At 64.5% G+C, this 22,290-nt stretch carries 22 protein-coding genes and 2 pseudogenes; 7 read left to right on the forward strand and 17 right to left on the reverse strand.

Annotated features, from left to right (window positions below; translation table 11 throughout):
- Nucleotides 1-20: 20 nt before the first annotated feature.
- Nucleotides 21-1,310 (reverse strand): TolC family protein, encoded by a 1,290-nt coding sequence (locus O5M90_RS06600; protein ID WP_137944461.1) that lies wholly within the window; start codon nucleotides 1,308-1,310, stop codon nucleotides 21-23.
- Nucleotides 1,311-1,443: 133 nt separating this feature from the next.
- Complete coding sequence (locus tag O5M90_RS06605; RefSeq protein WP_137944462.1) at nucleotides 1,444-1,815, reverse strand: hypothetical protein; 372 nt, start codon at nucleotides 1,813-1,815, stop codon at nucleotides 1,444-1,446.
- Between the two features lie 279 nt (nucleotides 1,816-2,094).
- On the opposite strand from O5M90_RS06605, the gene O5M90_RS06610 reads away from it, so the two are divergent.
- The 3 genes from O5M90_RS06610 (at nucleotide 2,095) to O5M90_RS06620 (ending at nucleotide 4,593) form a co-directional block, all read left to right on the forward strand.
- Nucleotides 2,095-2,430, forward strand: coding sequence for a YnfA family protein (locus tag O5M90_RS06610; protein ID WP_137944463.1), 336 nt, complete (start codon nucleotides 2,095-2,097; stop codon nucleotides 2,428-2,430).
- Between the two features lie 124 nt (nucleotides 2,431-2,554).
- On the forward strand, nucleotides 2,555-3,241 hold the full coding sequence (locus tag O5M90_RS06615) for a heavy metal response regulator transcription factor (RefSeq protein ID WP_137944464.1): 687 nt from the start codon (nucleotides 2,555-2,557) through the stop codon (nucleotides 3,239-3,241).
- A 2-nt stretch (nucleotides 3,242-3,243) separates the two neighbouring features.
- Complete coding sequence (locus O5M90_RS06620; protein ID WP_137944465.1) at nucleotides 3,244-4,593, forward strand: heavy metal sensor histidine kinase; 1,350 nt, start codon at nucleotides 3,244-3,246, stop codon at nucleotides 4,591-4,593.
- Here O5M90_RS06620 and O5M90_RS06625 read toward each other — a convergent pair.
- Genes O5M90_RS06625 through O5M90_RS06640 form a run of 4 tightly spaced genes read right to left on the reverse strand, consistent with a single transcriptional unit; the run spans nucleotide 4,525 to nucleotide 5,778 of the window.
- Nucleotides 4,525-4,938 (reverse strand): hypothetical protein, encoded by a 414-nt coding sequence (locus tag O5M90_RS06625; RefSeq protein ID WP_262969418.1) that lies wholly within the window; start codon nucleotides 4,936-4,938, stop codon nucleotides 4,525-4,527. The two genes, O5M90_RS06620 and O5M90_RS06625, sit on opposite strands and share 69 nt — an antisense overlap.
- Nucleotides 4,917-5,132: a GDCCVxC domain-containing (seleno)protein gene (locus tag O5M90_RS06630; RefSeq protein ID WP_137944466.1), complete on the reverse strand. Its 216-nt coding sequence runs from the start codon at nucleotides 5,130-5,132 to the stop codon at nucleotides 4,917-4,919. The genes O5M90_RS06625 and O5M90_RS06630 overlap by 22 nt, the downstream gene beginning before the upstream one ends.
- A gap of 8 nt (nucleotides 5,133-5,140) precedes the next feature.
- Nucleotides 5,141-5,419, reverse strand: a complete 279-nt coding sequence (locus O5M90_RS06635; RefSeq protein WP_137944467.1) for a heavy-metal-associated domain-containing protein — start codon at nucleotides 5,417-5,419, stop codon at nucleotides 5,141-5,143.
- An 11-nt stretch (nucleotides 5,420-5,430) separates the two neighbouring features.
- Nucleotides 5,431-5,778, reverse strand: coding sequence for a mercuric transporter MerT family protein (locus tag O5M90_RS06640; protein WP_440401897.1), 348 nt, complete (start codon nucleotides 5,776-5,778; stop codon nucleotides 5,431-5,433).
- A gap of 71 nt (nucleotides 5,779-5,849) precedes the next feature.
- On the opposite strand from O5M90_RS06640, the gene merR reads away from it, so the two are divergent.
- A complete protein-coding gene (gene merR / locus O5M90_RS06645) occupies nucleotides 5,850-6,248 on the forward strand; it encodes an Hg(II)-responsive transcriptional regulator (protein ID WP_137944468.1) in 399 nt (132 codons plus the stop codon).
- 200 nt (nucleotides 6,249-6,448) lie between these two features.
- On the opposite strand, the pseudogene O5M90_RS06650 reads toward merR, so the two are convergent.
- The 8 genes and pseudogenes from O5M90_RS06650 to O5M90_RS06685 all read right to left on the reverse strand — a co-directional run.
- Nucleotides 6,449-6,730, reverse strand: a pseudogene (locus tag O5M90_RS06650) (heavy metal sensor histidine kinase); the annotation flags it as partial.
- A gap of 66 nt (nucleotides 6,731-6,796) precedes the next feature.
- Nucleotides 6,797-7,054 (reverse strand): annotated as a pseudogene (locus O5M90_RS06655) (efflux RND transporter permease subunit); the annotation flags it as partial.
- Nucleotides 7,055-7,158: 104 nt separating this feature from the next.
- Nucleotides 7,159-7,815 (reverse strand): thiol:disulfide interchange protein DsbA/DsbL, encoded by a 657-nt coding sequence (locus O5M90_RS06660; protein ID WP_137944469.1) that lies wholly within the window; start codon nucleotides 7,813-7,815, stop codon nucleotides 7,159-7,161.
- 42 nt (nucleotides 7,816-7,857) lie between these two features.
- Nucleotides 7,858-8,346: a TlpA disulfide reductase family protein gene (locus O5M90_RS06665; RefSeq protein WP_137944470.1), complete on the reverse strand. Its 489-nt coding sequence runs from the start codon at nucleotides 8,344-8,346 to the stop codon at nucleotides 7,858-7,860.
- Nucleotides 8,347-8,402: 56 nt separating this feature from the next.
- Nucleotides 8,403-8,528 carry a hypothetical protein gene (locus O5M90_RS06670; protein WP_269840449.1) on the reverse strand — a complete coding sequence of 42 codons (126 nt, stop codon included), beginning with the start codon at nucleotides 8,526-8,528 and terminating at the stop codon, nucleotides 8,403-8,405.
- A gap of 24 nt (nucleotides 8,529-8,552) precedes the next feature.
- The gene (gene lspA / locus O5M90_RS06675; RefSeq protein WP_137944471.1) at nucleotides 8,553-9,050 is read right to left on the reverse strand and encodes a signal peptidase II; all 498 of its coding nucleotides are present in this window, start codon (nucleotides 9,048-9,050) and stop codon (nucleotides 8,553-8,555) included.
- Nucleotides 9,047-9,661, reverse strand: coding sequence for a phosphatase PAP2 family protein (locus O5M90_RS06680; protein WP_137944472.1), 615 nt, complete (start codon nucleotides 9,659-9,661; stop codon nucleotides 9,047-9,049). Before O5M90_RS06680 ends, lspA begins: the two co-directional genes overlap by 4 nt.
- 5 nt (nucleotides 9,662-9,666) lie before the next feature.
- Nucleotides 9,667-12,588 (reverse strand): heavy metal translocating P-type ATPase, encoded by a 2,922-nt coding sequence (locus O5M90_RS06685; protein WP_137944473.1) that lies wholly within the window; start codon nucleotides 12,586-12,588, stop codon nucleotides 9,667-9,669.
- Between the two features lie 85 nt (nucleotides 12,589-12,673).
- Between O5M90_RS06685 and cadR the strand changes: the two genes are divergently transcribed.
- Nucleotides 12,674-13,072, forward strand: a complete 399-nt coding sequence (gene cadR / locus O5M90_RS06690) for a Cd(II)/Pb(II)-responsive transcriptional regulator (RefSeq protein ID WP_137944474.1) — start codon at nucleotides 12,674-12,676, stop codon at nucleotides 13,070-13,072.
- 200 nt (nucleotides 13,073-13,272) lie between these two features.
- On the opposite strand, the gene O5M90_RS06695 is transcribed toward cadR, so the two are convergent.
- On the reverse strand, nucleotides 13,273-14,508 hold the full coding sequence (locus tag O5M90_RS06695; protein WP_137944475.1) for a sterol desaturase family protein: 1,236 nt from the start codon (nucleotides 14,506-14,508) through the stop codon (nucleotides 13,273-13,275).
- Nucleotides 14,509-14,719: 211 nt separating this feature from the next.
- Here O5M90_RS06695 and O5M90_RS06700 point away from each other — a divergent pair, with 211 nt between their 5' ends.
- Nucleotides 14,720-16,882, forward strand: a complete 2,163-nt coding sequence (locus tag O5M90_RS06700) for a protein-disulfide reductase DsbD family protein (RefSeq protein WP_269840450.1) — start codon at nucleotides 14,720-14,722, stop codon at nucleotides 16,880-16,882.
- Nucleotides 16,883-16,957: 75 nt separating this feature from the next.
- On the forward strand, nucleotides 16,958-17,584 hold the full coding sequence (locus O5M90_RS06705; protein ID WP_137944477.1) for a cation transporter: 627 nt from the start codon (nucleotides 16,958-16,960) through the stop codon (nucleotides 17,582-17,584).
- A 296-nt stretch (nucleotides 17,585-17,880) separates the two neighbouring features.
- Here the strand turns inward: O5M90_RS06705 and O5M90_RS06710 are convergent, their stop codons facing one another.
- Together O5M90_RS06710 and O5M90_RS06715 are read right to left on the reverse strand one after the other, a co-directional pair.
- Nucleotides 17,881-19,812, reverse strand: coding sequence for a cytochrome c/FTR1 family iron permease (locus tag O5M90_RS06710; RefSeq protein ID WP_137944478.1), 1,932 nt, complete (start codon nucleotides 19,810-19,812; stop codon nucleotides 17,881-17,883).
- A 206-nt stretch (nucleotides 19,813-20,018) separates the two neighbouring features.
- Nucleotides 20,019-22,280: a heavy metal translocating P-type ATPase gene (locus O5M90_RS06715; protein ID WP_137944479.1), complete on the reverse strand. Its 2,262-nt coding sequence runs from the start codon at nucleotides 22,278-22,280 to the stop codon at nucleotides 20,019-20,021.
- Between the last annotated feature and the right edge of the window lie 10 nt (nucleotides 22,281-22,290).

Raw genomic sequence — 22,290 nt, forward strand, 5'->3', positions numbered from 1 at the left:
CCTGAAAGATTGGGGGCGGTTCATTGCGGCAGCAGGCCCAGAGCCTGGTTGAGGGCCGAGATGGCCTGGTTCACGTTCAGTCGGGCCAGCGTCGCCTGGCGCTCGGCCTCGAAGGCCTCCAACTCGACCCGAAGGCGGCTGGGCAGGTCGGTTTCGCCGGCACGGAAGGACTTCTCGACGAAGCCGCGCGTCTCGCGCGCCAGCCCGGCACGCCGGCTGGCCGCTTCGGTCGCCGCCTGGGCGGCCAACAGCCGCGCCCGCGCCCCGATCAGCTCGCCGGACAGGCGCTGGCGCTCCAGCGTCAACAGGGTCTGGGCTTCGACAAGTTCAGCACCTGCGGTGGCGCGCTTGGCCTGGTTGACGCCGCTGGCGCCGAGCGGAAAACGCAGCCCCAGCGTGACCGTCTGGCCATAGCGCTCCCCGAAGGCGCCGCGATCCCGCGTGGTGGCCAGCGTCAACTCGGGGTTGGCTCGCTGCTGGACCCCGGCGAGATCGCGGGCCCGCTCGGCCATCAACGCACGGTCGCTCAGCTCGCGCAGCGCCGGATGGGCGGGGGTAGGTTCGGTTTCTTCGGGCAGCCCGATGGCTGCAGCTTCCGGCGCGTCCAGCAGCGCGGGGGCCGGGGCCTCGGCCGTCAAGGCCCGCAGCGCCTGTTCGGCCTGGGTCTGCGAAGCCTGGCTGGCCGCCAGCTCGGCCTGGGCTGCGGCCAAGGCACCGTCGGCCTGGTGCTGGTCGGCCTTGGCGAGTTCACCGGCCGCCACACGCCGCGCCACATCGCGCGCCAACTGGGCGGCGCCTTCCTGGCGTGCGCGGGCAAGGCCCACTTCGACGCGAGCACGGTGCAGGCCCCACCAGGCGTCCCGCAGGGTGCCTGCCAGGCGCCACTGGGTGGCGGACGTCCGGCTGTCCACCGCGCCAGCCTCCGCCTCTGCCAGGGCAAGGCTGCGGCCGCGCTCGCCGGGCAGCCACAAGGGCACGGCCACGCCGACTTCCAGCTCGCGGCTGCCTTCGTTGCGGTTCAGGCGGTCCGTCTTGGTGGAGATCTCCAGCGACGGCGGTTCGACCGTCCAGCTTTGCGCTGCGGCCTTGCGCCCTTGCGCAGCCTGCCGGTGCAGCTCGGCGCTGGCCGCTTCGGGCTGGCGCAGCCAGGCCGCATCGAAGGCCTGCTTGAGCGTCGTGACAGCCGGTGCTTGAGCCCAGGCGCCGGTGGTACCCAGTGCAAGCAGGAGCCCGCACAGACTAGGCAGGGCCGCGCTTGGGCGCAGCGCCCCGGAAACGGCCCTGGAAAGGGTCGGAAAAGGGAAATACATGGTGTCCTCGTCGGCAGCAGCATGCGGGCCGCTGCGGTATCAGCCGCGGTGCTGGCGAGGAAGATGGCGCGTCAGGCACATCCTTTGCGCGGTCCCTGCCACCTGGGCAGCCGGAACCGAGCCTCGCCGCTGGTCAGGCGAGGCCGACGTGAGGCGGGCGAATCAGGCGCTCGGGGACGCCGCTGGTGACGGAGCGCTGGTAGGGCGTGAAAGCCAGGGGCGGCAAGGGCTCGCTCACCACCGTGGCGGACTGCATCATCAGGCCGGGCACGGCGGCATGACAGGTTGCGCAGTCGGCATGGACGCCGCTGTCGCTTTGCTGCTGGGTGTCGTCGGGGGCATCGACCGAAGCGATTACGCCGGGCTGGTGATCGTGCCGGTGCTCGTGATGGCCAAAATGATTGGCGTGGATGCTGGACTCGTGCCGGCAGATGCTGGCGGCAGCCGCCCATGTCCACTGGACGGGCAGGAGCAGCAGCAAAAAGACCAACACAATACGTTGCATAGAGCGGGAGTGTAGCGAAGCGCCGACGCTTGCGGCAAATCCTGAAATGACCTGCCCATTTCGAGCCGACGCGTCGCGAATTTCTTCCCGAAGTCTCAAGCACCCCGCAGGGCGCAGCCAACTCCGGATCTGCGGAGACAACTCTATTCAAGTATTGCGAACACCAAGCCAACGCCAAGATGACAAATCCGTCATGTTGGAACCTTGCCCGTCGGCGCAGAACCTCAAACGATAAGGCGGCAAGCATTACTCCCGAATCTGCAGGGGAAAATGTGGTGCATGGAACTGCTCAAGACTTTCGGATTGTTCGTCGTGACCGCACTGGCGGAAATCGTCGGATGCTATTTGCCCTACCTCTGGTTGAAGCAGGGCAAGCCCGTCTGGCTGCTGGTACCGGCTGCCATCAGCCTGGCATTGTTCGCTTGGCTACTCTCTGTGCATCCGACAGCGGCTGGCCGTATCTATGCGGCCTATGGTGGCGTGTACATCGGTGTCGCCATCCTTTGGCTGTGGCTGGTGGACAAGATCACCCCGACCACCACGGACTGGATCGGCGTCGGCATTTGCTTCCTCGGGATGGCCGTCATCATGTTTGGCTCAAGAGCCGAGGGCTGAAACCCATCAAGTAGCAGCGCTTGCCTCTCGGCAGCGTTGGCAAGCTGTCATCGACATTGATCCAACAACGAGATGACAAACACGTAATGTTCGTCTTTCCGGCCAGGCCGCAAAATCGACCTCCATGAGAATTCTGGTCATCGAAGACGAACTCAAGCTTGCCGAGTATTTGCGCAGGGGCCTGAGCGAGGAAGGCTATGTGGTCGACGTAGCCCATACCGGCATCGACGGTCTGCATATGGCGACCGAGGTCGACTATGACTTGCTGGTTCTCGACGGCATGCTGCCCGGCATCGATGGTCTGGCCGTGCTGGCGGCCCTGCGCCAGAGCAAACAGACCCTGGTGTTAATGCTGACTGCCCGTGGCCAGGTCGAGGACCGGGTGCGAGGCCTGCAGAGCGGGGCCGACGACTATCTGGTCAAGCCCTTTGCTTTCTCGGAGCTGGTGGCGCGCATCCAGGTCTTGCTGCGTCGCGCCGGCGGCGCTCGCGGCCACGGCGAGGCGAGCTCGCTGAGGATGGCCGATCTGGAGGTCGATCTGATCCGCCGCAAGGCCACGCGCGCGGGCCAGCGGCTGGACCTGACGGCCAAGGAGTTCAATCTGCTGAGCCTGCTGCTGCGGCGCCAGGGCGAGGTGCTGTCGCGCACTGAGCTGGCCGAGCAGGTCTGGGACATGAACTTCGACAGCGAGACCAATGTCGTGGAGGTGGCGGTGCGGCGTTTGCGCAGCAAGCTGGATCAGCCCTTCGAGCGGCCGCTGTTGCACACGGTGCGAGGTATGGGCTATGTGCTGGAGGCACGGGAGCCGTGAGCATGGACTCCAGGACCGCCAGCCTGCGCGGCCGGCTGTCACGTTGGCTGGCCCTGCAGACCATGCTGGGCCTGGGCTTGGTGTGCGCGGCGGTCTATGTCGTGATCGCGGTCACGCTGTCTCAACGACAGGACGAAACGCTGGTGCAGAAGCAGGCGGCGGTAGAGCACTTGCTCAGCGAAGGGCGAGGCGCCCATGACCTAGCCGGCGTACGCCATCTGTTGAAGGACTTCCTGGCTGGTCACGACGAACTGTCGCTACGCCTCGTCAACGGCGATGGCCAACTCATCTTTGAGACCTCCGGGCGCCAGCCTCGGCTGTCCGACAGCAAACGCAAGGTCTTCGACATCCGACTGCCACCGGATGCGGGCGGTTCTGCCCATGCTGTGCTGGTGCTGGACAAGCGCACCGATGAGGCCTTGCTTGACCGCTTGGCCTGGACGCTGGCACTCGCGGCGCTCGCAGGGGCGCTGGCCGTGTCCGCAGGTGGGTTCTTGTTGGTCCGACTCGGATTGGCGCCTCTGCACAAGCTGGTAGAGCAGACCCGACAGGTGACCGCGACGGACTTGGAACGACGTCTCGACGGATCTGGGCAGGCCAACGAACTGCAACCCCTGATCGGTCAATTCAACGCGCTGCTGGATCGCATTGGCGCGGCCTACAGGCAAATGGAGGCTTTCAATGCTGATGTCGCCCATGAGTTAAACACGCCACTGGCCACGCTGATCAGCAGTTGCGAGCTGGCGCTGCGCAAGCCGCGCAGCACCGAAGAACTGTGCGAGGCGATGGGATCAAATCTCGAAGACCTGCACCGCCTCGCCAGCATCGTCGGCGACATGCTCTTCCTGTCCAACGCCGATCGGGGCGTGCCGGCCCGACGTGCTTGGACTCCCAGCCTTGGGGCTCTGGCCGTGGAGGTTCTTGAGTTCCATGAAGCAGCCTTGCTCGACGCAGGGCTGAAAGCTGAAGTGCTGGGCGACGCGGCTGCCGAGGTGGACGCCCGACTGCTCAGGCGAGCCCTGTCCAACCTGTTGGGCAATGCCACGCGGTATGCATCGACCAGTTCGGCTGTGCTCGTGCATATTGAGAGTCACAGTCCCGGCGAGGTATCCATCGCCGTGCACAACGCGGGGCCGACGATTGAGGACGAACATCTGCCCAAGCTGTTCGACCGGTTCTACCGAGCCGACCCCTCACGGACCCATGCTGATCGCAACCATGGCCTGGGCTTGGCCATCGTTGCGGCCATCGCACGCATGCATGGAGGCCGCGCGTTCGCCGAGTCAGCGGCTGGCGTCACCCGAATCGGGTTGGTCTTTCCCCGTGGGGATGGCCCCAACCGGACCGCCTGATGCGATCCGCGTAGTCGCGCCCTGGCGGATTCGCGCAACGTTGCCATTCATCTTCCGGCGGATGACATGCTGGAACAGCCAACGCTTGACGCCCTTCAAATTGGTACCGTGGCGGACATAGAACTCGTCAGGGCTGTCGAACACGCCGAAGTCCTGGTTGATGCCATCTTTCTGGATGAAGGTGTCTCCGCCGCCCCAGCCGACCTGCTGCCATTGAAGGTCTGGGCGACCGCCCGTGTGTGTATCAGCGCGACATGATCGGTCGACGGCCAGCACATCCGGCAAGCCGGATTGACGAGTGGCAGCCGCACCCTTGGCGAGCGTCAGGATCTGCAGCTTGAGCAACTCTGCTGCAACTGCATGGGTGGACACTTGGTCGAACCGTACGAGCAGAACACACAGCAGTCGCCGGCCTTCGGCCGCAGCACTGTCTTGCAGCGCTCGCACTCGTAGAAGAATTGACAGGCGTCAGTCGGCATCAGCTCACGCTTGGCGTTGCCACACTCAGGGCAGGTCAGCATCGACTCCAGTTGAGGCATGGTCGTGATCACTTTTGAACCGTCGAGGGGAAGCCCGCGTCCGTCGTGACCTTGACCAATGCGGTGGTGCTGGTCATGTCGGCATCGAACGTCACGGTCGCCCTCTTCCTCGCGAAGTCGATCCGGGCCTGACTCACGCCGGCCACCTTCTCCAGCGACTTCTTCACCGTGACAGAACACAGCTCGCAGGTCATGTTCTGTACTTCGAGAACGGCGGTCCGCGACGTTGCGGCGAGCGCGGCCAACGGCATTAGCGTGACGAGCGCTGCGGCAAGCAGTTTGCTCATGGGGAGTCCCTTCAAAGGAAAAGCGGTGCCAACCAAGGCACCGACAACAACACGAGGAGCGTCAGTGCGACACCCCAGAAGATCAGTCGCTGGTGCTTGAGAACGATCGACTCGGCGCACATGGCACCGGTTTTGCAGATCTGAGGCTGCAAGTAAAGGCGCCGGAACGCCAGGCCCAGGAACAGCAGCATCGCAGTGATGAACCACGGCCGCAGCGGCTCCAGCGCAGCCAAGTTGGCGATCCAGGCGCCACCGATGCCCAGCGCCAGCAGCACCAGCGGGCCGACGCAGCATACCGACGCGCCGATGGCCGCCAGAACGCTGGCGATCAGGGAACTCTTGACTCTGAATATCATCATCAACCCGGTGAAACCTATTTGATGAAAGCCAGTCTAAAGTCCGTACCATGGTACAGAGTCAAGGAGTCCAGATGACAGCCGAGCTGACGATAGGGCGGCTGGCCGGCGAGGCCGGCGTGAACGTCGAGACGATCCGCTACTACCAGCGCCGCGGGTTGATGGCCGAGCCTTACAAGCCGACGAACGGGCATCGCCGCTATGCCCCGGATGCGATCAAACGTGTGCGCTTTATCAAGCGGGCGCAAGTGCTCGGATTCACCTTAGATGAGATCGGCAGCCTGCTCGATCTCGATGAGGCTCAAGCCTGCGCCGAAACGCGTGACCTGGCCACGCACAAACTGCTGGTCATCGACGAGAAGCTCACCGCTCTGAAGGCGATGCGCAAAGCGCTGACGGCATTGCTGCACCAATGCGACATAGGGGCGGCCAATCGCGGCTGCCCGATCATCCACGCGTTGGCCGCTGACTGATCAACTGATCCCTCGTCGAGACCTAAATGCTCGGCGACGCCGCCATAGAGGTCGATGCCGGTGTCAGGGGTTGGCACCTGCCTTGAGGCGATGCACTGCGCCGACATGAGTGTGGATGTCTGAGGCCGGCCGTTGCCGCCGGGAAAGACCAGCACGATTCGGGTTGCGCCGGCAGCTGACTCGGCGAAAGCGTGGCCTCCGTGCATGCTCGCGATGGCCGCGACGATGGCCAGGCCGAGGCCGAGGCCATGGTTGCGGTCGGCATGGGGCCGTGAGGGGTCTGCCCGGTAGAACCCGGCAGGTTCAAGGGATCGTTGGTCGTGCCCTCGTTGTGCACGGCTATGCGCACCCAGCCATTGCTCTGGGTGGTCAATGTGTACCAGCACGGCCGAGCCTGCTGAAGCGTGTCGGGTCGCATTGCATAGCAGGGTGGAAAGGGCCTGCCGCAGCAGCCGGCGCGGCAGGCGGTCAGAGAAACTCAGTTCCGCTCATCGTCGTTGCCGACGACATAGACCTTCAGCGGCTTGCTGCTGAAGCCAGCCGGGGCAACCCATCAAGACCGGGATCAGCGTGACGGACAGACCCTCTGCAGCCGCTATCGCGTACGTCTTGGTGAAGGCCAGCGGCCCGAACAGGCGCCCCTCCTGCGCCTTCAGGGTGAATACCGGGATGAAGAGCAGTGTGACGATCAGCAGGGAGAAGAACAGCGCCGGACCGACCTCCTCGGCCGCCTCGGTGATGACCTGCCAGCGCTCGTCGCCGATGAGTTCGCGCCCGGAGTGGGCGTGCTGCCAGACCTCCAGCTCGGCTTCTTGTCGACCAACGTGACAGTCGCCACAGCTTTCCCGGAGGTTGGCTTGACCTTGTTCCGCAACGCACCCAATCTTGGCAAACGTCTGTGACACGGCCCTCAAGTAGGCAGCTGAGCTCGCCCGCCCTTTTTTGCTAGCCCAATCAAGTGTTCTGCCACCAGCAGCGAGCGCGGATTCGAGCCAGCCAAGGACCCGGAGGTCAGCCACCGGCCGTCCACCCCGAGTGACGGCGTACCTTCGATCTTGTAGCCGCTGGCCAATGCAGTCGCCTGATTCACCTTGCCGGCGACTCCGAAGGAGGTCATCGTCTCCACGAGGCGCTTGCCGTCGGCGCCGTTCTTTCCGACGAAGACGGCGATGTCCGCGGCCGTCGCAAGGGCTTGTTGATCAACATGGATTGCCTGGAAAAGCTTCCCATGCAACTGCTCGACCAGGCCAAGCGCCTCCACTGCAAAGTAGAGCTGCTGATGGATCACCAAGTTCTTACGGAAGGCGACCGGGATACGGCGGAACTGAACGTCACGCGGCAATTTCTTCACCCAAGCCTCCAGCGCAGGCTCGAACGCACTGCAGTGCGAGCAGCTATAGGCGAAGAACTCCAGCACTTCAACTTGGTTCGGGTCCTTGGTGGTTTGCCGTGGAGAAACCTCCAAGTAGTGCTTGCCCGGCACGAACTGTTCCTGGGCTCGCGCGGCGTTGGGTACGGCGAGGGTCAAGGGAAGTGCAAGGCTGCAGAAAGAGCGTCTTTTGATCATGATGACTTGTGGATAGGAGGGAGGACTGGAAAATGATCCCGCTCAGTTTTCGGAGAGCAGCCGATCGATGAGTTGATGGAGTTCGACAAAATCCGGCTTTCCCAAAAAGCGCTTGACGATCTCTCCTCGCTTGTTGACGAGGAAGGTTGTGGGGGTGAGGTTGACATCGCCCCATGCCTTGGCAAGCGCGCCGGTGTTGTCGATGGCGACCGGGAACGGGAGCTTGCGTGTTTGCGCGAAGCTAACGACGTAGGCCGGGGGGTCGTAGCTCATGGCCACAGCGATGGTTTCGTAGCCGCGCCCGCGAAACTTCTCGTAAGTGGCCACCAGCATCGGCATCTCTGCCACACACGTGCTGCAGCTGGTCGCCCAGAAGTTGATCAACGCCACTTTGCCTTTGAGGTCGGCAGTGGTGCGGGACGAACCGTCCAGCAGCGTGAAAGAACTCTGTGGGGCAGCCGAAGAACTCAGGCAGCCGGCAAGCGCTAGTACAACAGCGACCACGGGCAGAAGATTGCGAAAGTTGGTCATGCGTGCTCCAGGCGAAAGGTCCTTCTGACGGCTCACACCGATCAATGTCTCAACCTTCACGGCGCGATCCAGGCTCTTGCCTGGGCCAACAGGTTGAGGGCCACGATGACCGTGCTGGGGATGACGGTCGTGACCATGCCGAACGCTCGCGCCGCCGCACCGATGTCATACGCCGCGTTCATGATTAAACTCCAGGCCGCCCTATTTCACTGGGCCTCTTTGGCACCGCCGGGGTTCTCGACGCCCACCAGCGACTGAAGCACCAGCGCGATCGCCCCGCCCATGATGGCCATGTCGGCAATGTTGAAGGCCGGCCAGTGCCAGCCGCGCAGGTGAAAGTCAAGGTAGTCGATGACCTGCCCGCGCACGGCCCGATCGAACCCGTTGCCCAAGGCCCCGCCCAGGATGAGGCTGTATGAAAGGCCCTCCAGTTTCTGCAGTGGGCGGGACAGCAGCCATATCAGCCACGCCGACGCCGCGAGGGCGATTGCGAGGAAAAACCATCGCTGCCAGCCGCCAGCGCCAGCGAGGAAGCTGAACGCCGCGCCGGGATTGAGAACATGTACCAGGTTGAAAAATGACGTGACCTCATGCGACCACCCCAAGGGGGTCGTCATGTCGATATAGGTCTTGGCAGCCTGGTCGCCGATGAGAACAGCGATTGCGAGTGAGTACCACGGCGCGTTGCGGGGGGGATGGTTCATCTACGACTTCTCGGGTTGATGGATTTCCGGCTTCGACACGGAAGCGCCGCGGCGACGCACGCCCAGCCCAGCGCCAAGCCGGCGATGACGTCCACAGGAAAATGCGCGCCCAGCACGATGCGTGACCAGCCCACGGCCGCGGCGAACAGCAGCAGGCCCACCCTGCCAGACCAGCCCAATACGGGCCAAAGGGCCGCCGCCAGAACGCCGACGTAGACCGAGTGGCCGCTGGGCAGGGTGTAGCGGCTGTCAGGGACCGAGGCGGCCCGGTAGACTGCGTCTCCCAGGAGCACGAACGGACGCGGCAGCGCGAACACCGCCTTGGCGAGGGCCGCAGCGGCGATAGCCAGCGCCGACCCCAGCACAAATCGACACAACGGCACATCGGGCGGCGTTGCCCCTTGCCGAACCTGCCTACGCCGCCAGACCAGCAGCAGGACCACGACGACCGGCGCGCCCCAGTAGCTGCCGAGCGCACTCAGGACTTCGGGCAGCCAGATCCAACCGTCAGGCAGGGCGTGCTGGATGACCAGGAATAGATCCACGTTGGCTCCGCCCCAGTCATACAGCCAGTGTTTCGTCCACTGCGTCGCGTGGTCCGGCGTCTGCATATACGTCAGGCCGTCTTCAGTTTCAGCAGGCGCAGGCCATTGAAGACGACCAGCATGCTTGCCCCCATGTCGGCAAACACCGCCATCCACATCGTGGCGTGCCCCGTGAACGTCAGCGCGAGAAACACTGCTTTGATGCCCAATGCAAGGACAATGTTCTGGGTGAGGATAGCCGCGGTGGTGCGCGACAGCCGGATAAAGGCTGGAATCTTGCGCAGGTCGTCGTCCATCAGGGCGACGTCCGCGGTTTCGATCGCCGTGTCGGTGCCGGCCGCGCCCATGGCGAAGCCGATGTCGGCCCGCGCGAGCGCGGGCGAATCGTTGATGCCGTCGCCCACCATACCCACACGGCCCTCACCGCCGATGAGGCTCTCGATAGTCTTGAGCTTGTCTTCGGGCAGTTGGTCGCCACGGGCCTCGGAGATCCCGACCTGGGCCGCGATGGCGTCGGCCGTGTGCTGGTTGTCCCCGGTCAGCATCAGCGTGCGCACGCCGAGCGCCTGCAGGTCGGCCACGGCTTCACGGCTGGTTTCCTTCACCGTATCAGCGACGGCAAAGATGCCGAGCACGGTGGTTTCGTCCATCAGCAGGATGGCCGTCTTGCCTTGGCGTTCAAGTGCTTCCAGCTGCGATTGCAGCGCGACTTCACTGAGGCCGAGCTCCTTCGCGAGTCGGTGATTGCCCATCTGCAGCATGCGGCCGGCAATGCGGCCCTGCACGCCGCGTCCGGGCAAGGCTGCAAACTCAGCGACTTCGTGCAATGAAACGCCTTCACGGTTCGCCTTGCGGGCAATCGCTTGGGACACCGGATGATCGGAGCGCGCAGCCAGGCTCGCAGCCCAGGTGGCAACCTCCTTCGCATCGCCGACCAGGGGCAGGAAATCGGTCTGCTCGGGCTTGCCATGCGTGAGCGTGCCGGTCTTGTCCAGCGCCAAGGCCTTGAGCTTGCGCCCGCCCTCCAGGTAGACGCCGCCCTTGATCAGGATGCCGCGTCTGGCGGCAGCGGCCAGGCCGCTGACGATGGTTACGGGGGTGGAGATCACCAGGGCGCAGGGGCAGGCGATCACCAGCAGCACCAGCGCCTTGTAGATCCAGTCGAACCAGGCTCCACCAAGTGCGAGCGGCGGAACGACTGCGACCAGCACGGCCACAGCAAACACGGCTGGGGTGTAGACCCTGGCGAACTGGTCAACGAAGCGTTGCGTGGGCGCGCGACTGCCCTGTGCGGACTCCACGGCATGGATGATGCGCGCCAGCGTCGAATCGCTGGCGCCCGCGGTCACCTTGTATTCAAAAGAGCCGGTCTCGTTGATGGTGCCCGCGAACACCTGGTCGCCTTCGGCCTTCTCGACGGGAAGGCTCTCGCCGGTGATGGGAGCCTGGTTGATGGCCGAGCGTCCTGCAGTGATCAGGCCGTCCAGTGCAATGCGCTCGCCGGGACGCACGCGGACCACCGCCCCCTTGCCGACCTCCTTGGCCGGCAGCTCCTTCCATGAGCCGTCGGCTTGCCGCACGGTCGCGGTCTCCGGGGCCAGATCCATCAGCCCGCGAATGGCATTGCGGGCACGGTCCAGCGACTTCGCTTCGATCACCTCGGCCAGGGCAAAGAGGAACATGACCATGGCCGCCTCTGGCCAGTGGCCGATCGCCATGCCGCCAGTGACCGCGATGGACATCAGGGCGTTCATGTTCAGGTTGCCGTTCTTCAGCGCGATCCAGCCCTTTTTGTAAGTGCTGAGGCCGCCGGTGAAGATCGACACCAGGGCCAGCGCGATCACGGCCCAGTGATTGCCGTCGTTGACCCAGTAGACGCCTTCGGCAAGCACCGCCGCGATGCCTGAAACCGCCATCGGCCACCAGTTGGTTTTCTGCGCGGTCGCCTGGGAATCGCGCGGCTCATCGGTCTTCTGCACTTCGGTTCCCATACCGAGCGACTCGATGGCTTCGACCGCCAGCTTGATCGCGTCCGGCGCGTGCCGGACTGTGAGCGTGCGCTGAATCAGATTGAAGTCCAGGCCTTGCACGCCCGGCATGCCTTGCAGCTTGCTGCGGATCAGGCTTTCCTCGGTCGGGCAGTCCATCTTGGCGATGCGCAGCAGCGTGGTGACCGTCTGGAGGTCCTGCCGCGCGGTCCGCATCCCGATGGAAGCAAGCGCCTTCTCGATCGGCTCCGTCGACGGCAGGGTGTGCTGGACTCCCAGCACCCGCTGCATCAGGTTGAAGTCCAGCGCGGTCACGCCCGGCTCCTTGCCCAGGCGGTCGCGGATCAGCGCTTCTTCCGTCGGGCAATCCATGTTTTCGATCCGGTACGTCACGCGCTCTCCGGCCGGCATCGAGGACGCCGAGGCGGACGACTGAGGATGCTGGGCTTGAGCCGCCAGGGAGGTGACCAGGGCAGCAGCTGCTACCGGGTTCTCGGGACTTGCGGTCTGCTCCTTGGCGCGCATGCCGATGGAAGCCAGGACCTGCTCCATCTGCGTGCGCGCCTCGGCGAGGTGCTTCACCGACAGTGTGCGCTCGGCCAGGTCAAAGCCCAGGTCCTGGACCCCCTCGACCGCCCCCAGGTGCGAGCGAATGAGTTTCTCCTCACTCGGGCAGTCCATGTTCTCGATGCGGTAGGTCGTCAGCACCGCGGCATCCCGAACGGCCTGTGCCTTCATGCCCACCGAATTCAACGCCTGCTCCAGGGCATCGACCGTGACCACACTGTGCGAAACGATCAGCTTTCGCTGCAGAAGGTCGAATTCAAGCCGCTCGACGCCGGGCATGGCCTCAAGCGTGCGCCGCACGAGCGCTTCTTCGTTCCTGCAGTCCATGTTGCTCACATGGAAAACCGTGGTCTCGGTGCTGGTTTGCTCCTTGGCGCAGCCCGCCTGCTGGCCATTGCCGCCCGAGCAGCCGCATGAGTTGGAAGGGTCGTTGTTCATAGAATGGCTCTCCGTTGGGTTTCCCCGCATGCCATCATTGGACAACCTCTAGCTGGTATAGAGTCAAGCTTTTGCGGAGAAGAACATGCTGCGAATCGGTGAATTGTCGAAGAAGGCGGACTGCCTGGTGCAGACCGTGCGCTTCTACGAGTCCGAGGGCCTGCTTCCGGAGCCGGCGCGCAGCGAGGGAAATTTCCGGCTGTACGACGATGTCCATCTGCAGCGCCTGCTGTTCATTCGCCGCTGCCGGGCAATCGACCTGACGCTGGATGAGATCCGCCAACTGCTGAGCTTCCGGGATCGGCCTGAACTGGACTGCGGCGAGGTGAATGCGCTGGCGGATTCCCATATTGCCCAGGTGCGGGCCAAGATCAAGGATTTGCGGGCCCTTGAGCAGGAGTTGACGGACTTGCGGCGCTCCTGCAATACCACCCGCACCGCGCGCGAATGCGGCATTCTGAAGAGCTTGGCCGAGCCCGCCTGAAGCACCAGCGACGGGCTGAGGCGCCGGAACAGCCGGTAGCGCGCTCTTGTAGGTCGTGCAACGGAGTCTCTGTACGATGACTTCGGCGCTGGCAGGGTTTTTACCTCCTTGCCACGCAGGAAGTCGTCGATCGCGGCGTAGCTGACACCCCTCTCTACCTCATCGGGGCGCCGACTCTGTCTTTCGTCATGAAGGCGATGTTATCGGCGCTGGAAAGTGATCGGGTCCAGTTCCGACGGCCATGAACCGTGCTCCATCACGCCAAAGCGCCCAGTGCCGACGTTCTGTGGCGGGGTGCGGCCAAGGGCATGGCCCACAGGAGCGAGTGCGAGCCGGACGACTTGGGCCAGCACCTCCGGATAGTCGCGAGTCCTCCAAGCGAGACCGAGCATCGCCGCGTGGCTACGCAGGTGCAGGCCAAGGTAGGGCTGGGACACGATGTGTCCAAGCTCATGCGCACGCCACGCCGCGGGCAGGTCACCGGCTGCCATCCGAGAAATCGCCAGTCCCGTCTCGCGCAGGAATGCGGCGCGTGCAAGCCCGTAGTCACCGGCGGGCGCGTCTGCCGCCGCTGGATCGCTACGGAAGGGGTGGACCAACTGCGCGCCGTAGCCCATCGGAAAGTGCGTCTCCTTCAGGCCCACTTCATTGGCGCCCAACTTGTGCTTGGGCAGTCGGAAGGTGCCGAACAGATGGTCCCAAACCATCCAGAACTCGCCGTAGTTGACCTGAGCGTCTTCATACTCGCGCTTGTGATGCCAGCGGTGAACTTCAGCGGCGCCGATAACGAAGCGCAGCGGCCCGACCCGATAGTCCAGGTTGGAGTGCTGGAAGGCCAGGTGCACGGCCAACAGGCCAAGCCATGCGCCGACGGCCAGTGCGGGTGCCCCCATCAGCACCACGGCAAGCAATCCGGGCGCGGCCATCATCCCCGCATGCATTGGGTGCCGGCGCTCCCCGTTGAGCCAATAGAGGCGTTCCGAGCTGTGGTGGATCGCGTGGAACCGCCAGAGCCAGCCCACGCGGTGACTCAGCCAATGGACGCTGTAGAGGCTGAGATCGAGAACCGCACCAACGGCGAGGGCTTGCGCCCAAAGTGGCCATTGCTCCGGCCACCAGGTCCCGGCCGACCACAGCGGCGCCAGGGCGGCAATAACGCCGTGGACGGCGAGCAGCACGATGAGGTTGACCACTGCATGGATCGTGTCGCAAATGCTGTCGCGGTGGTCGCGACCCCAGGCCGCATGAAAGGGCAGCCGCCGCTCCAGCAAGGCGACGCAAGCGAGGGCGGCGGCAACTGTGAGCGGCACCGTGGGGAAATATGGCCAGCCGGCAGCGAGTCCGTAGAAGAGCAGCAATGCGGTGGCGCCAAGGATCAGCGGGTAGCTGCCAAACCGGATGAAAGCCTTCGGGAACCGGGATTCTTTCGTACTCATCATCTTTCCTCGCAAAGGTCTGGCGCGTATTGGAAACCCTCTAGCGGGAGTAGAGTCAAGCTGGCTGGATAGAAACCTAGGCAGGCTGAGGTTGCTGGCATTTCGCGCCGGGAATGTACCTATAGTCCCGGCCGATGGCGTACATCGCGCGCCCGCAATCTTGTACCGGTCCATGTTCATGCCATCTACGTCCCTGACCGTCCGCCTGCTCATGCTGCTGATCCTTCTGTGGAGCGGTGCGGCGTTGGCCCAGTCCGGGGGCACGAGCGTGGTGGTGACCGAGCGAACCCGCGCAGAACTGCTGGCCCATGCGCCCGAGGGCTTAGATCCGGGCAAGCCGGTCTGGGTCGGCCTGCAGCTCGCGCATCAGCCGGAGTGGCACTCGTATTGGAAAAACTCCGGCGACTCCGGGCTGCCCACGAAGCTTGAGTGGAAGCTGCCCGCCGGAGTGGTGGCGGGCGAAATCGCGTGGCCAACGCCCAGCAAGCATCCGATTGGCACGCTGATCAACTACGGCTACGAGCACACGGTGCTGCTGCAGGTACCGCTGACCATTACGCCGGAATTCAGACCCTCGCGTCTGGCTGGCGCGCTGGAGGTCAGGCTCAAGGCGCATTGGCTGGTGTGCCGTGAGATGTGTATTCCCGAGGAGGGCGAATTCTCGTTGGCGATTCCCGCCAAGAGCTCGACGGCCGTGCACGGCCCCATCTTTCAGTCGAGCTTCGCTGCCCAGCCGAAGCCGCTGACGGGTCAGGCAACCGCCGCGATCGATGGAAATGCCTTGCAGCTGCGGGTCAGCGGGCTCCCTGCGGGCCTCAGGGGCAAGCCATTGGAGTTTTTTCCCGAGACACCGGAAGTGATTGAAACTTCCGCGCAATGGAGTCAGGCATGGGACGGTCAGGTCTGGACCGCGCAGATCCCGCTCTCGCCTCAGCGCAGCAAGAGTCCCGACGTGATGCCGATCGTGCTGACACAGGGGAACGCGGGCTGGAGCATTGACGCCCGCGTGCAGGGCACATGGCCCGCGGGCGCCGCACCGGTGGCCGTGTCGCCGGCCCTGCAAGAAGCGCTTCGCAACAACGTGGCCGCAGCCGCAGCTGAATCGGGCGCCGGGCTGACGTTCACGGCGGCCTTGCTGGGTGCATTGCTCGGCGGGCTGATGCTGAACCTGATGCCTTGCGTCTTCCCGGTGCTGGCGATCAAGGTGGTCGGTTTCACACAGCACGGCAGCGACCAGCAGGCTCGGCGCCTCGACGGGGCGGCGTACTCCGCCGGGGTGATCGCGTCCTTTGCGGCGCTGGGACTGCTCGTCGTCGCGCTGCGCGGCGCGGGGGAGCAACTCGGTTGGGGCTTCCAATTGCAGATGCCCGGAGTGGTCGCCGCGCTGGCCGTGTTGTTCACCCTGATCGGTTTGAACCTGGCCGGCGTGTTCGAGGTTCGCCAGCTTATCCCCACCCGCTTGGCTTCCATGCAGAGCAGCCACCCGGTGCTGAACGCCTTTCTCTCCGGCGTGCTGGCGGTTGTGGTGGCTTCTCCGTGCACGGCCCCTTTCATGGGCGCTGCGCTGGGATTCGCCGTCGGATTGCCGGCCGCCCAGGCCCTGCTGATCTTCGCGACGCTGGGCGTCGGCATGGCGCTGCCGTATCTGATCGCCAGTGGGGCACCGGCCGTTGCCAGGCTGCTGCCTCGCCCAGGTGAGTGGATGGTGATCTTTCGCAAACTGATGGCCTACCCAATGTTCGCGGCGGTGGTATGGCTGTTGTGGGTGTTGGCGCAGCAAAGCGGGATCGATGCAGCCGGCGCACTGCTGGTGGTCTTGATCGCTACCAGCATGCTGGCTTGGAGCCTTGGCTTGTCGAGCCGCGCGCGGGTGATCGTCGGTTTGATCGCGGTTGCCTGGACGGCCGGATTCGCCTGGCTGCTCGCGGGCCAGATCGTTGCAGCGCGGCAGCCCCAGGCCGTGGCGGCGAATGACGGTGCCTGGCAGGCCTGGGAGCCGGGACGGGTTGAGCAACTGCTGGCCAGCGGACGCCCGGTGTTTGTTGATTTCACCGCCGCCTGGTGCGTCACATGCCAGTACAACAAGAAAACGGTGCTTGAGAAGCCTGAGGTGCTGGCCGACCTCGCAGCAAGGAACGTCGCTCTGTTGCGCGCCGACTGGACGCTGCGCGACCCGGCGATTACCGCCGCGCTGGCAGCGCTCGGTCGCAGCGGTGTTCCCCTCTATGTGCTCTACATCGGCAACGCGGCTCCACGGATTCTTTCCGAGATTCTGAGCCCGTCCGAACTGCGGGAGGCGCTTGCGGCCGTGCCGTTGGCGTCCTCGCCAACAGCCGAGCGGCTGCTCACGCTCCGCTCCGCGATCGCGCCGTAGCAGCTTCGTTGCAGCGGCGCTTGACTCTCCAACCGCTACAGATTTCAGGATACAGGGACATGGAAGGGACGAGTGATGGCTGAAAAAGATGAAGACGACGAGCTCGGCGGGCTAGACGCGAGCAACGCGGCTGACAGCAAGATTCTGCGGACTGTGTTGCTGATCAATCTTGGACAGTCCGCCGCCGGCATCGGCCTGGGTATTTGGGCTGCCTCCACCGCGCTGATGGGTGCCGGCCTGGACAACCTCGCCGACGCGTCGGTCTATGCGGTCAGCCTGTACGCCGTCGGAAGGGCGGCAGTCGTCAAGGTGCGCACCGCGCGCCTGTCGGGCTTCTTGCTCATCGGGCTTGCCGTGCTGCTGCTGGTAGAGGTCCTGCGCCGCTTCACCGGAGGTGAGGAGCCTGTTGGACCCGCCATGATGGCAATGGCTGCGGCAAACGCAGCCCTGAACCTGGTGTGCCTCAGGTTGTTGCGACGGCATCGCGGGGAAGACGTGAACTTCAAAGCGTCGGCGATCTTCACGAGCAACGATTCCGTTGTCAACGGAGCCATTGTGCTGTCTGGGGCGCTTGTCATGTGGCTGGGATCGAACGTCCCGGATCTGGTGCTGGGGGTCCTCGTGGCCGGGATCGCTGCAAACGGCGGCCGGGAAATCCTGCGGGAGGCCTCCGAAACGGCTCAACGCAATGCCAGGGCATGAGATCGGTCATCGTTCAGCCGCACACGCTGTCATTTGCACTATCGCCAGACTCTTCGCCGGAACGGAGAGATCCCCGTTTTCAGTTTGAGTAGAGGTACGCACTTGAACCGACCATCAGACGCTGCTCGCATGAGCGGTCTTGCTTCGCAAGCTCCGCAGCGAAGTGTAGGCAGGTAAAAGCGTTAGCAGTCGGCCAGGCGAGGACTGATGAAGACGGTCAACGGCAGGCGCGCACGTCGAAATCCAGCCGATCCATGGGCGCCCCTTCAAGCGAGGTCAAGCCTTCATCTGGAAGGTCATGCGGGCGGCAATCGGCGGCCTCTGTATCCGTTCATTGCAAAACCCGAGACCGCGATCAGCAAAACGATGATCTGGGCCACTACGGTCTCGGTGGATGGGTACATGCCCAGCAATTCGATCCGCGGCGCCGCGATGGGGCTGGCTCCCAGCCAACCTGCTTCCTGCAGTCCTGCCACGCCTTTCCCTGCCAACACAACGGCCAGCACAGCGACCAGGATCGAACTGATGCTGAAGAACTTCCCGATCGGCATCCGGGCGCTTGTCCTGAGCATCACCCAGGCAAGGACGGCCAGGAGGACGACGCCCAGTCCGAGTCCACCCAAGAGGGCATCGCCATTCCCATCGGCCGAGAGAGCCGAGTAGAAAAGCACGGTCTCGAAAACCTCGCGGTAGACCGCGAGGAACGAGAGGCCGAACAAAGCCCACGCCGAGCGCTTCGACATGGCAGAGGACAGCTTTTCCTTCAGGTACGCTTGCCAGCGGCCTGCGGCGCTCTTCTGGTGCATCCACAAGCCCACGCTCAACAGAACGAGCGCGGCGAAGAGGGACGAAAGTCCTTCGGTCACCTCGCGGCTAGCCCCACTGATGTTCACGAAATAGGTTGCCACGGCCCAGGTCAGCCCGCCGGTGGCCAGGGCCGCAATCCATCCGCCGTGCACGTAGCGCAGCACGTCCGGTCGATTGGCCTTCTTTAGAAAAGCCACCATGCCGACGACAATCAAGAGCGCTTCCAAGCCTTCTCTCAGCAGGATCGTCAGCGAGCCCAGGAAGGTGGTGAGTGGGTCTGCCGATTCGCCACCCAGTTCCCTTTCCACCTCTGCAAAGAGGTAGTCCAGCTTTTGAGCTGCGGCCTCGGCGTGGGCAAGCGTGCCATTGGCGATGGCCGAGCGATAGGCCAGCATGCCGTTCTCCACCTCCGTCAGCAGCGCCTTGTTGCGCGCGCCAAGGGAAGGCTCCAGCGGCTCGAAGCCATCGAGATAGGCGGAGAGCGCCAGCCGCGTGGCTGTCGGCTTGTCGCCCTGGCGGATTGCCGCCAGACTCTCGCCCAGGCGCGTGCGGGAAAGGGTCAGTCCGCCGGCGTTGCCGGTCGCAGTTGCCACCTCGGGTTGGCTGCGCAAGAAGGCGGTCAGATCGCGAGCCGCGTCAGGTCCGATTCGGCCGGCCGCTGCCGCCTCGGTGACCGTGGTCACAGCGGCCAGGTCCGCAAACTCCTTCCGGGCCGCTCCATCATGTTTCCACAGTTGCCCTCCTCGTTCGCGCATTCCGGCGTCGTAAGAAAGCGTGCCGGCAAAGAACGCCAGCGCCCAGCGGTCCTCGTCGGGCAGTGCAGAAAAACTCGGCATCGACGTGCCCGTAACGCCCTGGGAGACAACCTGGTAGAGCGCCATAAGGCTTCGCGACCGAGCACGTTCCCTGTCCGTGAAAGCGATCGGCGGCGGTTCTAGTTTGGCCGCGAGTGGTCCGTCGCCACCGCCTGCCGAGCCGTGACAGGACGCGCACTGGGCTTGGAAGAGCGCCGCACCTCGTTCGAGGTCAGGCAGCGCCTTCGGGGCGACGGGGAACGGATATGCGGCGACCAGCAGCGCTTCTGCTTCATGAGCCAGACGCGCGACCTCTGCGCCGGCTGCCTTGTTGGTGACAGCCTCCTGCAACTTGCTGGCAGCGGCGACCACCGCGTCTTTGGATGCATGCGCAGGAAGGAGGCGAGCCTGGGACACCGCGTTAGCGGTGAAATCGCGCATCTCTGCGTACTCCGTTTCACTGACGATGGCGCCCTTGTCGACCGCACCACCGTAATCCACGGCGACATAGTCCAGAAGCTGCCATAGCTGACGCGGTCCTTCGTGCGCCGCAGCAGGCGGGCTTTGCGCGAGGGCAAAGCCAAAAGAACACAGTCCAACCCACAGGATCAATAGCAAGCGCTTCATCGTCAGCCAAAACAGTAATGACAACTATTCTCGTTCATCTGACCATGCTTTTGCTTAGCCAAACCGACCAGCCTTCAAAACACTTGGTCCTTTGCGCATTGACTCGTGATGCTCTAGCGCCGATGACCAGTGCACGAAACGGAGCGGGTGGCAGGGAAGCTTGGGCTGACCGGTCCAAAGCGCTGAACAACACCGTGACTGCAGACCTACGATGAGGCCTTGCTGCGCAGCAAGCGCAGGCCGTTGAAGACCACCAGCAGGCTGGCACCCATGTCCGCAAATACCGCCATCCACATGCTGGCATTGCCGAACACAGCCGCCACCAGGAACACCGCCTTGATGCCGAGGGCCAGGCTGATGTTCTGCCAGAGCACGGCATGCGTGCGGCGCGACAGGCGGATGGTCTCGGGCAGGCGCTGCAGGTCGTCGTTCATCACCACCACATCGGCCGCCTCCATCGCCGTGTGGGTGCCGGCGCCGCCCATGGCAAAACCGATGTCGGCCTTGGCCAGCGCGGGGGCGTCGTTGATGCCATCGCCGGTCATCGCGGCAGGACCATAGCGGGTCTGCATCTCGGTGATGGCCTCGAGCTTGTCCTGCGGCAGCAAATTGCCGCGCACCTGCGCTATGCCAGCCTCGCGGGCGATGGCCTCGGCCGTAGCCTGGTTATCTCCGGTCAACATCACCGGCGTGACACCCATGGTCTGCAATTCGGCGACGGCCGCCCGCGATGAGGGCTTGATCGTGTCGGCCACGGCAAACAGGGCCAGCACGCCGGCGTCATCAGCCAGCAAGGTCACCGTACGGCCGGCCTCTTCATGCTGCTTCAGCAGCGCTTCGATGGCTGGCGAGCATTGGCCACGCTCCTCGATCCAGCGGTGATTGCCGAGCACGTAGGGCATCTGATTCACCTGCGCCTGCACGCCGCGGCCGACGATGGCCGCAAACTCGGCCACTTCGCTGGCACTCGCTTCCGCTGCCAAGCCGGCGGCGATAGCCTTGGACACCGGGTGATCGGACCGACCGGCAATGCTCAATGCCGCATGCGCCACTACGGCCCGGTCGGCGCCGTCACGCACGATCTGAACATCGACCAGCTTGGGCTTGCCTGCCGTGATGGTGCCGGTCTTGTCCAGGGCCACGGCCTTCAGCGACCGGGCCTGCTCCAGGTAGACGCCGCCCTTGATCAGGATGCCACGGCGGGCAGCCGCTGCCAGACCACTGACCACGGTCACCGGGGTCGAGATCACCAGGGCACAGGGACAGGCGATGACCAGCAGCACCAGGGCCTTGTAAACCGCCTCCATCCAGGTCCAGCCCATCAGCCAAGGCATCAGCAGGGCCACAGCCATGGCGAGCACGAACACCCCCGGCGTGTAGATCGCAGCGAAGCGGTCGACGAATCGCTGGGTCGGCGCACGGGTGGCCTGCGCTTCCTCGACCGCATGGATGATGCGCGCCAGGGTGCTGTCCGTGGCCAGCGCGGTCACGCGGAACTCCAGGGCTGCGTTCTGATTGATGGTGCCGGCGAAGACATCGTCGCCCACGGTCTTGTCGACGGGAACGCTTTCGCCGGTGACCGGCGCCTGGTCGATGGCGCTGCTGCCGGCCGTCACCACGCCGTCCAGCGGCACCCGCTCACCGGGACGCAGGCGCACGACAGCACCCACGGCGACCGCCGCGGTGGGCATGCGCTGCCACTGGCCGCCCGCCTGCTGCACCTCGGCATCTTGCGGCGCCAGATCCAGCAGGCTCTTGATGGCATTGCGAGCACGATCCACGGCCCGCGCCTCGATCAGCTCGGCGATGGCATACAAGGCCATCACCATGGCAGCCTCCGGCCACTGACCGATCACAAAGGCGCCGGTCACCGCCACCGTCATCAGCGCATTGATGTTCAGGCGTCCGGCCTTGAGGGCCAGCAGCCCCTTCTGATAGGTGCCGAATCCGGCCAGGAAGATCGCCAGGGCGGCCAGCAGCATCTGAACGCCCTTGAGCAATGCCGTCTCCGGCGCAAAGAAGGCCACGGCTTCGGCCGCAACGGCGACAGCCAGCGCACCGATCAAGCGTGGCAAGCCCGATTCGACATGATCGTGATCATGGCCGTCACCGTCCTCATGCTCGCCCGGGGCGCTTGCCCTTGGTGCATCCAAGGGCACGGGCTTGTAGCCGATGCGCTCAATGGCCGCGATCGCCGCAGCCAACTCGGCCGGCTCGGCGGCCATGGACACCGTCCGCTGGCCCAGGTCGAAACGCAACTGCTTCACACCTGCAACGGGCTCCAGCGCCTGGCGGATCTCCGACTCCTCGGACGCGCAGTCCATGTTGGCGATGCGGTAGCGATGCAAGCCGGGCTGCACATGCTCAGCCGGCGCGGGGGTGAGCGAGACCGTGCCGCAGGCTGAGCCGCAGCAGGAGGCTGCGGGCACGTCGGCAGTGGCCGAAGAGGGGTTCAGAGTCTTGTCCATGGCCGAATTA

Origin of the sequence: Paucibacter sp. M5-1 (assembly GCF_027498415.2) — a bacterium.
Taxonomy (GTDB): domain Bacteria; phylum Pseudomonadota; class Gammaproteobacteria; order Burkholderiales; family Burkholderiaceae_C; genus Roseateles_E.

Excerpts from the sequence above, each read along its gene's own strand:
- O5M90_RS06600 (WP_137944461.1), bottom strand. The coding sequence starts at position 1,310 with ATGTATTTCCCTTTTCCGACCCTTTCCAGGGCCGTTTCCGGGGCGCTG.
- O5M90_RS06605 (WP_137944462.1), bottom strand. The coding sequence starts at position 1,815 with ATGCAACGTATTGTGTTGGTCTTTTTGCTGCTGCTCCTGCCCGTCCAG.
- O5M90_RS06610 (WP_137944463.1), top strand. The coding sequence starts at position 2,095 with ATGGAACTGCTCAAGACTTTCGGATTGTTCGTCGTGACCGCACTGGCG.
- O5M90_RS06615 (WP_137944464.1), top strand. The coding sequence starts at position 2,555 with ATGAGAATTCTGGTCATCGAAGACGAACTCAAGCTTGCCGAGTATTTG.
- O5M90_RS06620 (WP_137944465.1), top strand. The coding sequence starts at position 3,244 with ATGGACTCCAGGACCGCCAGCCTGCGCGGCCGGCTGTCACGTTGGCTG.
- O5M90_RS06630 (WP_137944466.1), bottom strand. The coding sequence starts at position 5,132 with ATGCCTCAACTGGAGTCGATGCTGACCTGCCCTGAGTGTGGCAACGCC.
- O5M90_RS06635 (WP_137944467.1), bottom strand. The coding sequence starts at position 5,419 with ATGAGCAAACTGCTTGCCGCAGCGCTCGTCACGCTAATGCCGTTGGCC.
- O5M90_RS06640 (WP_440401897.1), bottom strand. The coding sequence starts at position 5,778 with ATGATGATATTCAGAGTCAAGAGTTCCCTGATCGCCAGCGTTCTGGCG.
- merR (WP_137944468.1), top strand. The coding sequence starts at position 5,850 with ATGACAGCCGAGCTGACGATAGGGCGGCTGGCCGGCGAGGCCGGCGTG.
- O5M90_RS06660 (WP_137944469.1), bottom strand. The coding sequence starts at position 7,815 with ATGATCAAAAGACGCTCTTTCTGCAGCCTTGCACTTCCCTTGACCCTC.
- O5M90_RS06665 (WP_137944470.1), bottom strand. The coding sequence starts at position 8,346 with ATGACCAACTTTCGCAATCTTCTGCCCGTGGTCGCTGTTGTACTAGCG.
- O5M90_RS06670 (WP_269840449.1), bottom strand. The coding sequence starts at position 8,528 with ATGAACGCGGCGTATGACATCGGTGCGGCGGCGCGAGCGTTCGGCATG.
- lspA (WP_137944471.1), bottom strand. The coding sequence starts at position 9,050 with ATGAACCATCCCCCCCGCAACGCGCCGTGGTACTCACTCGCAATCGCT.
- O5M90_RS06680 (WP_137944472.1), bottom strand. The coding sequence starts at position 9,661 with ATGCAGACGCCGGACCACGCGACGCAGTGGACGAAACACTGGCTGTAT.
- O5M90_RS06685 (WP_137944473.1), bottom strand. The coding sequence starts at position 12,588 with ATGAACAACGACCCTTCCAACTCATGCGGCTGCTCGGGCGGCAATGGC.
- cadR (WP_137944474.1), top strand. The coding sequence starts at position 12,674 with ATGCTGCGAATCGGTGAATTGTCGAAGAAGGCGGACTGCCTGGTGCAG.
- O5M90_RS06695 (WP_137944475.1), bottom strand. The coding sequence starts at position 14,508 with ATGAGTACGAAAGAATCCCGGTTCCCGAAGGCTTTCATCCGGTTTGGC.
- O5M90_RS06700 (WP_269840450.1), top strand. The coding sequence starts at position 14,720 with ATGCTGCTGATCCTTCTGTGGAGCGGTGCGGCGTTGGCCCAGTCCGGG.
- O5M90_RS06705 (WP_137944477.1), top strand. The coding sequence starts at position 16,958 with ATGGCTGAAAAAGATGAAGACGACGAGCTCGGCGGGCTAGACGCGAGC.
- O5M90_RS06710 (WP_137944478.1), bottom strand. The coding sequence starts at position 19,812 with ATGAAGCGCTTGCTATTGATCCTGTGGGTTGGACTGTGTTCTTTTGGC.
- O5M90_RS06715 (WP_137944479.1), bottom strand. The coding sequence starts at position 22,280 with ATGGACAAGACTCTGAACCCCTCTTCGGCCACTGCCGACGTGCCCGCA.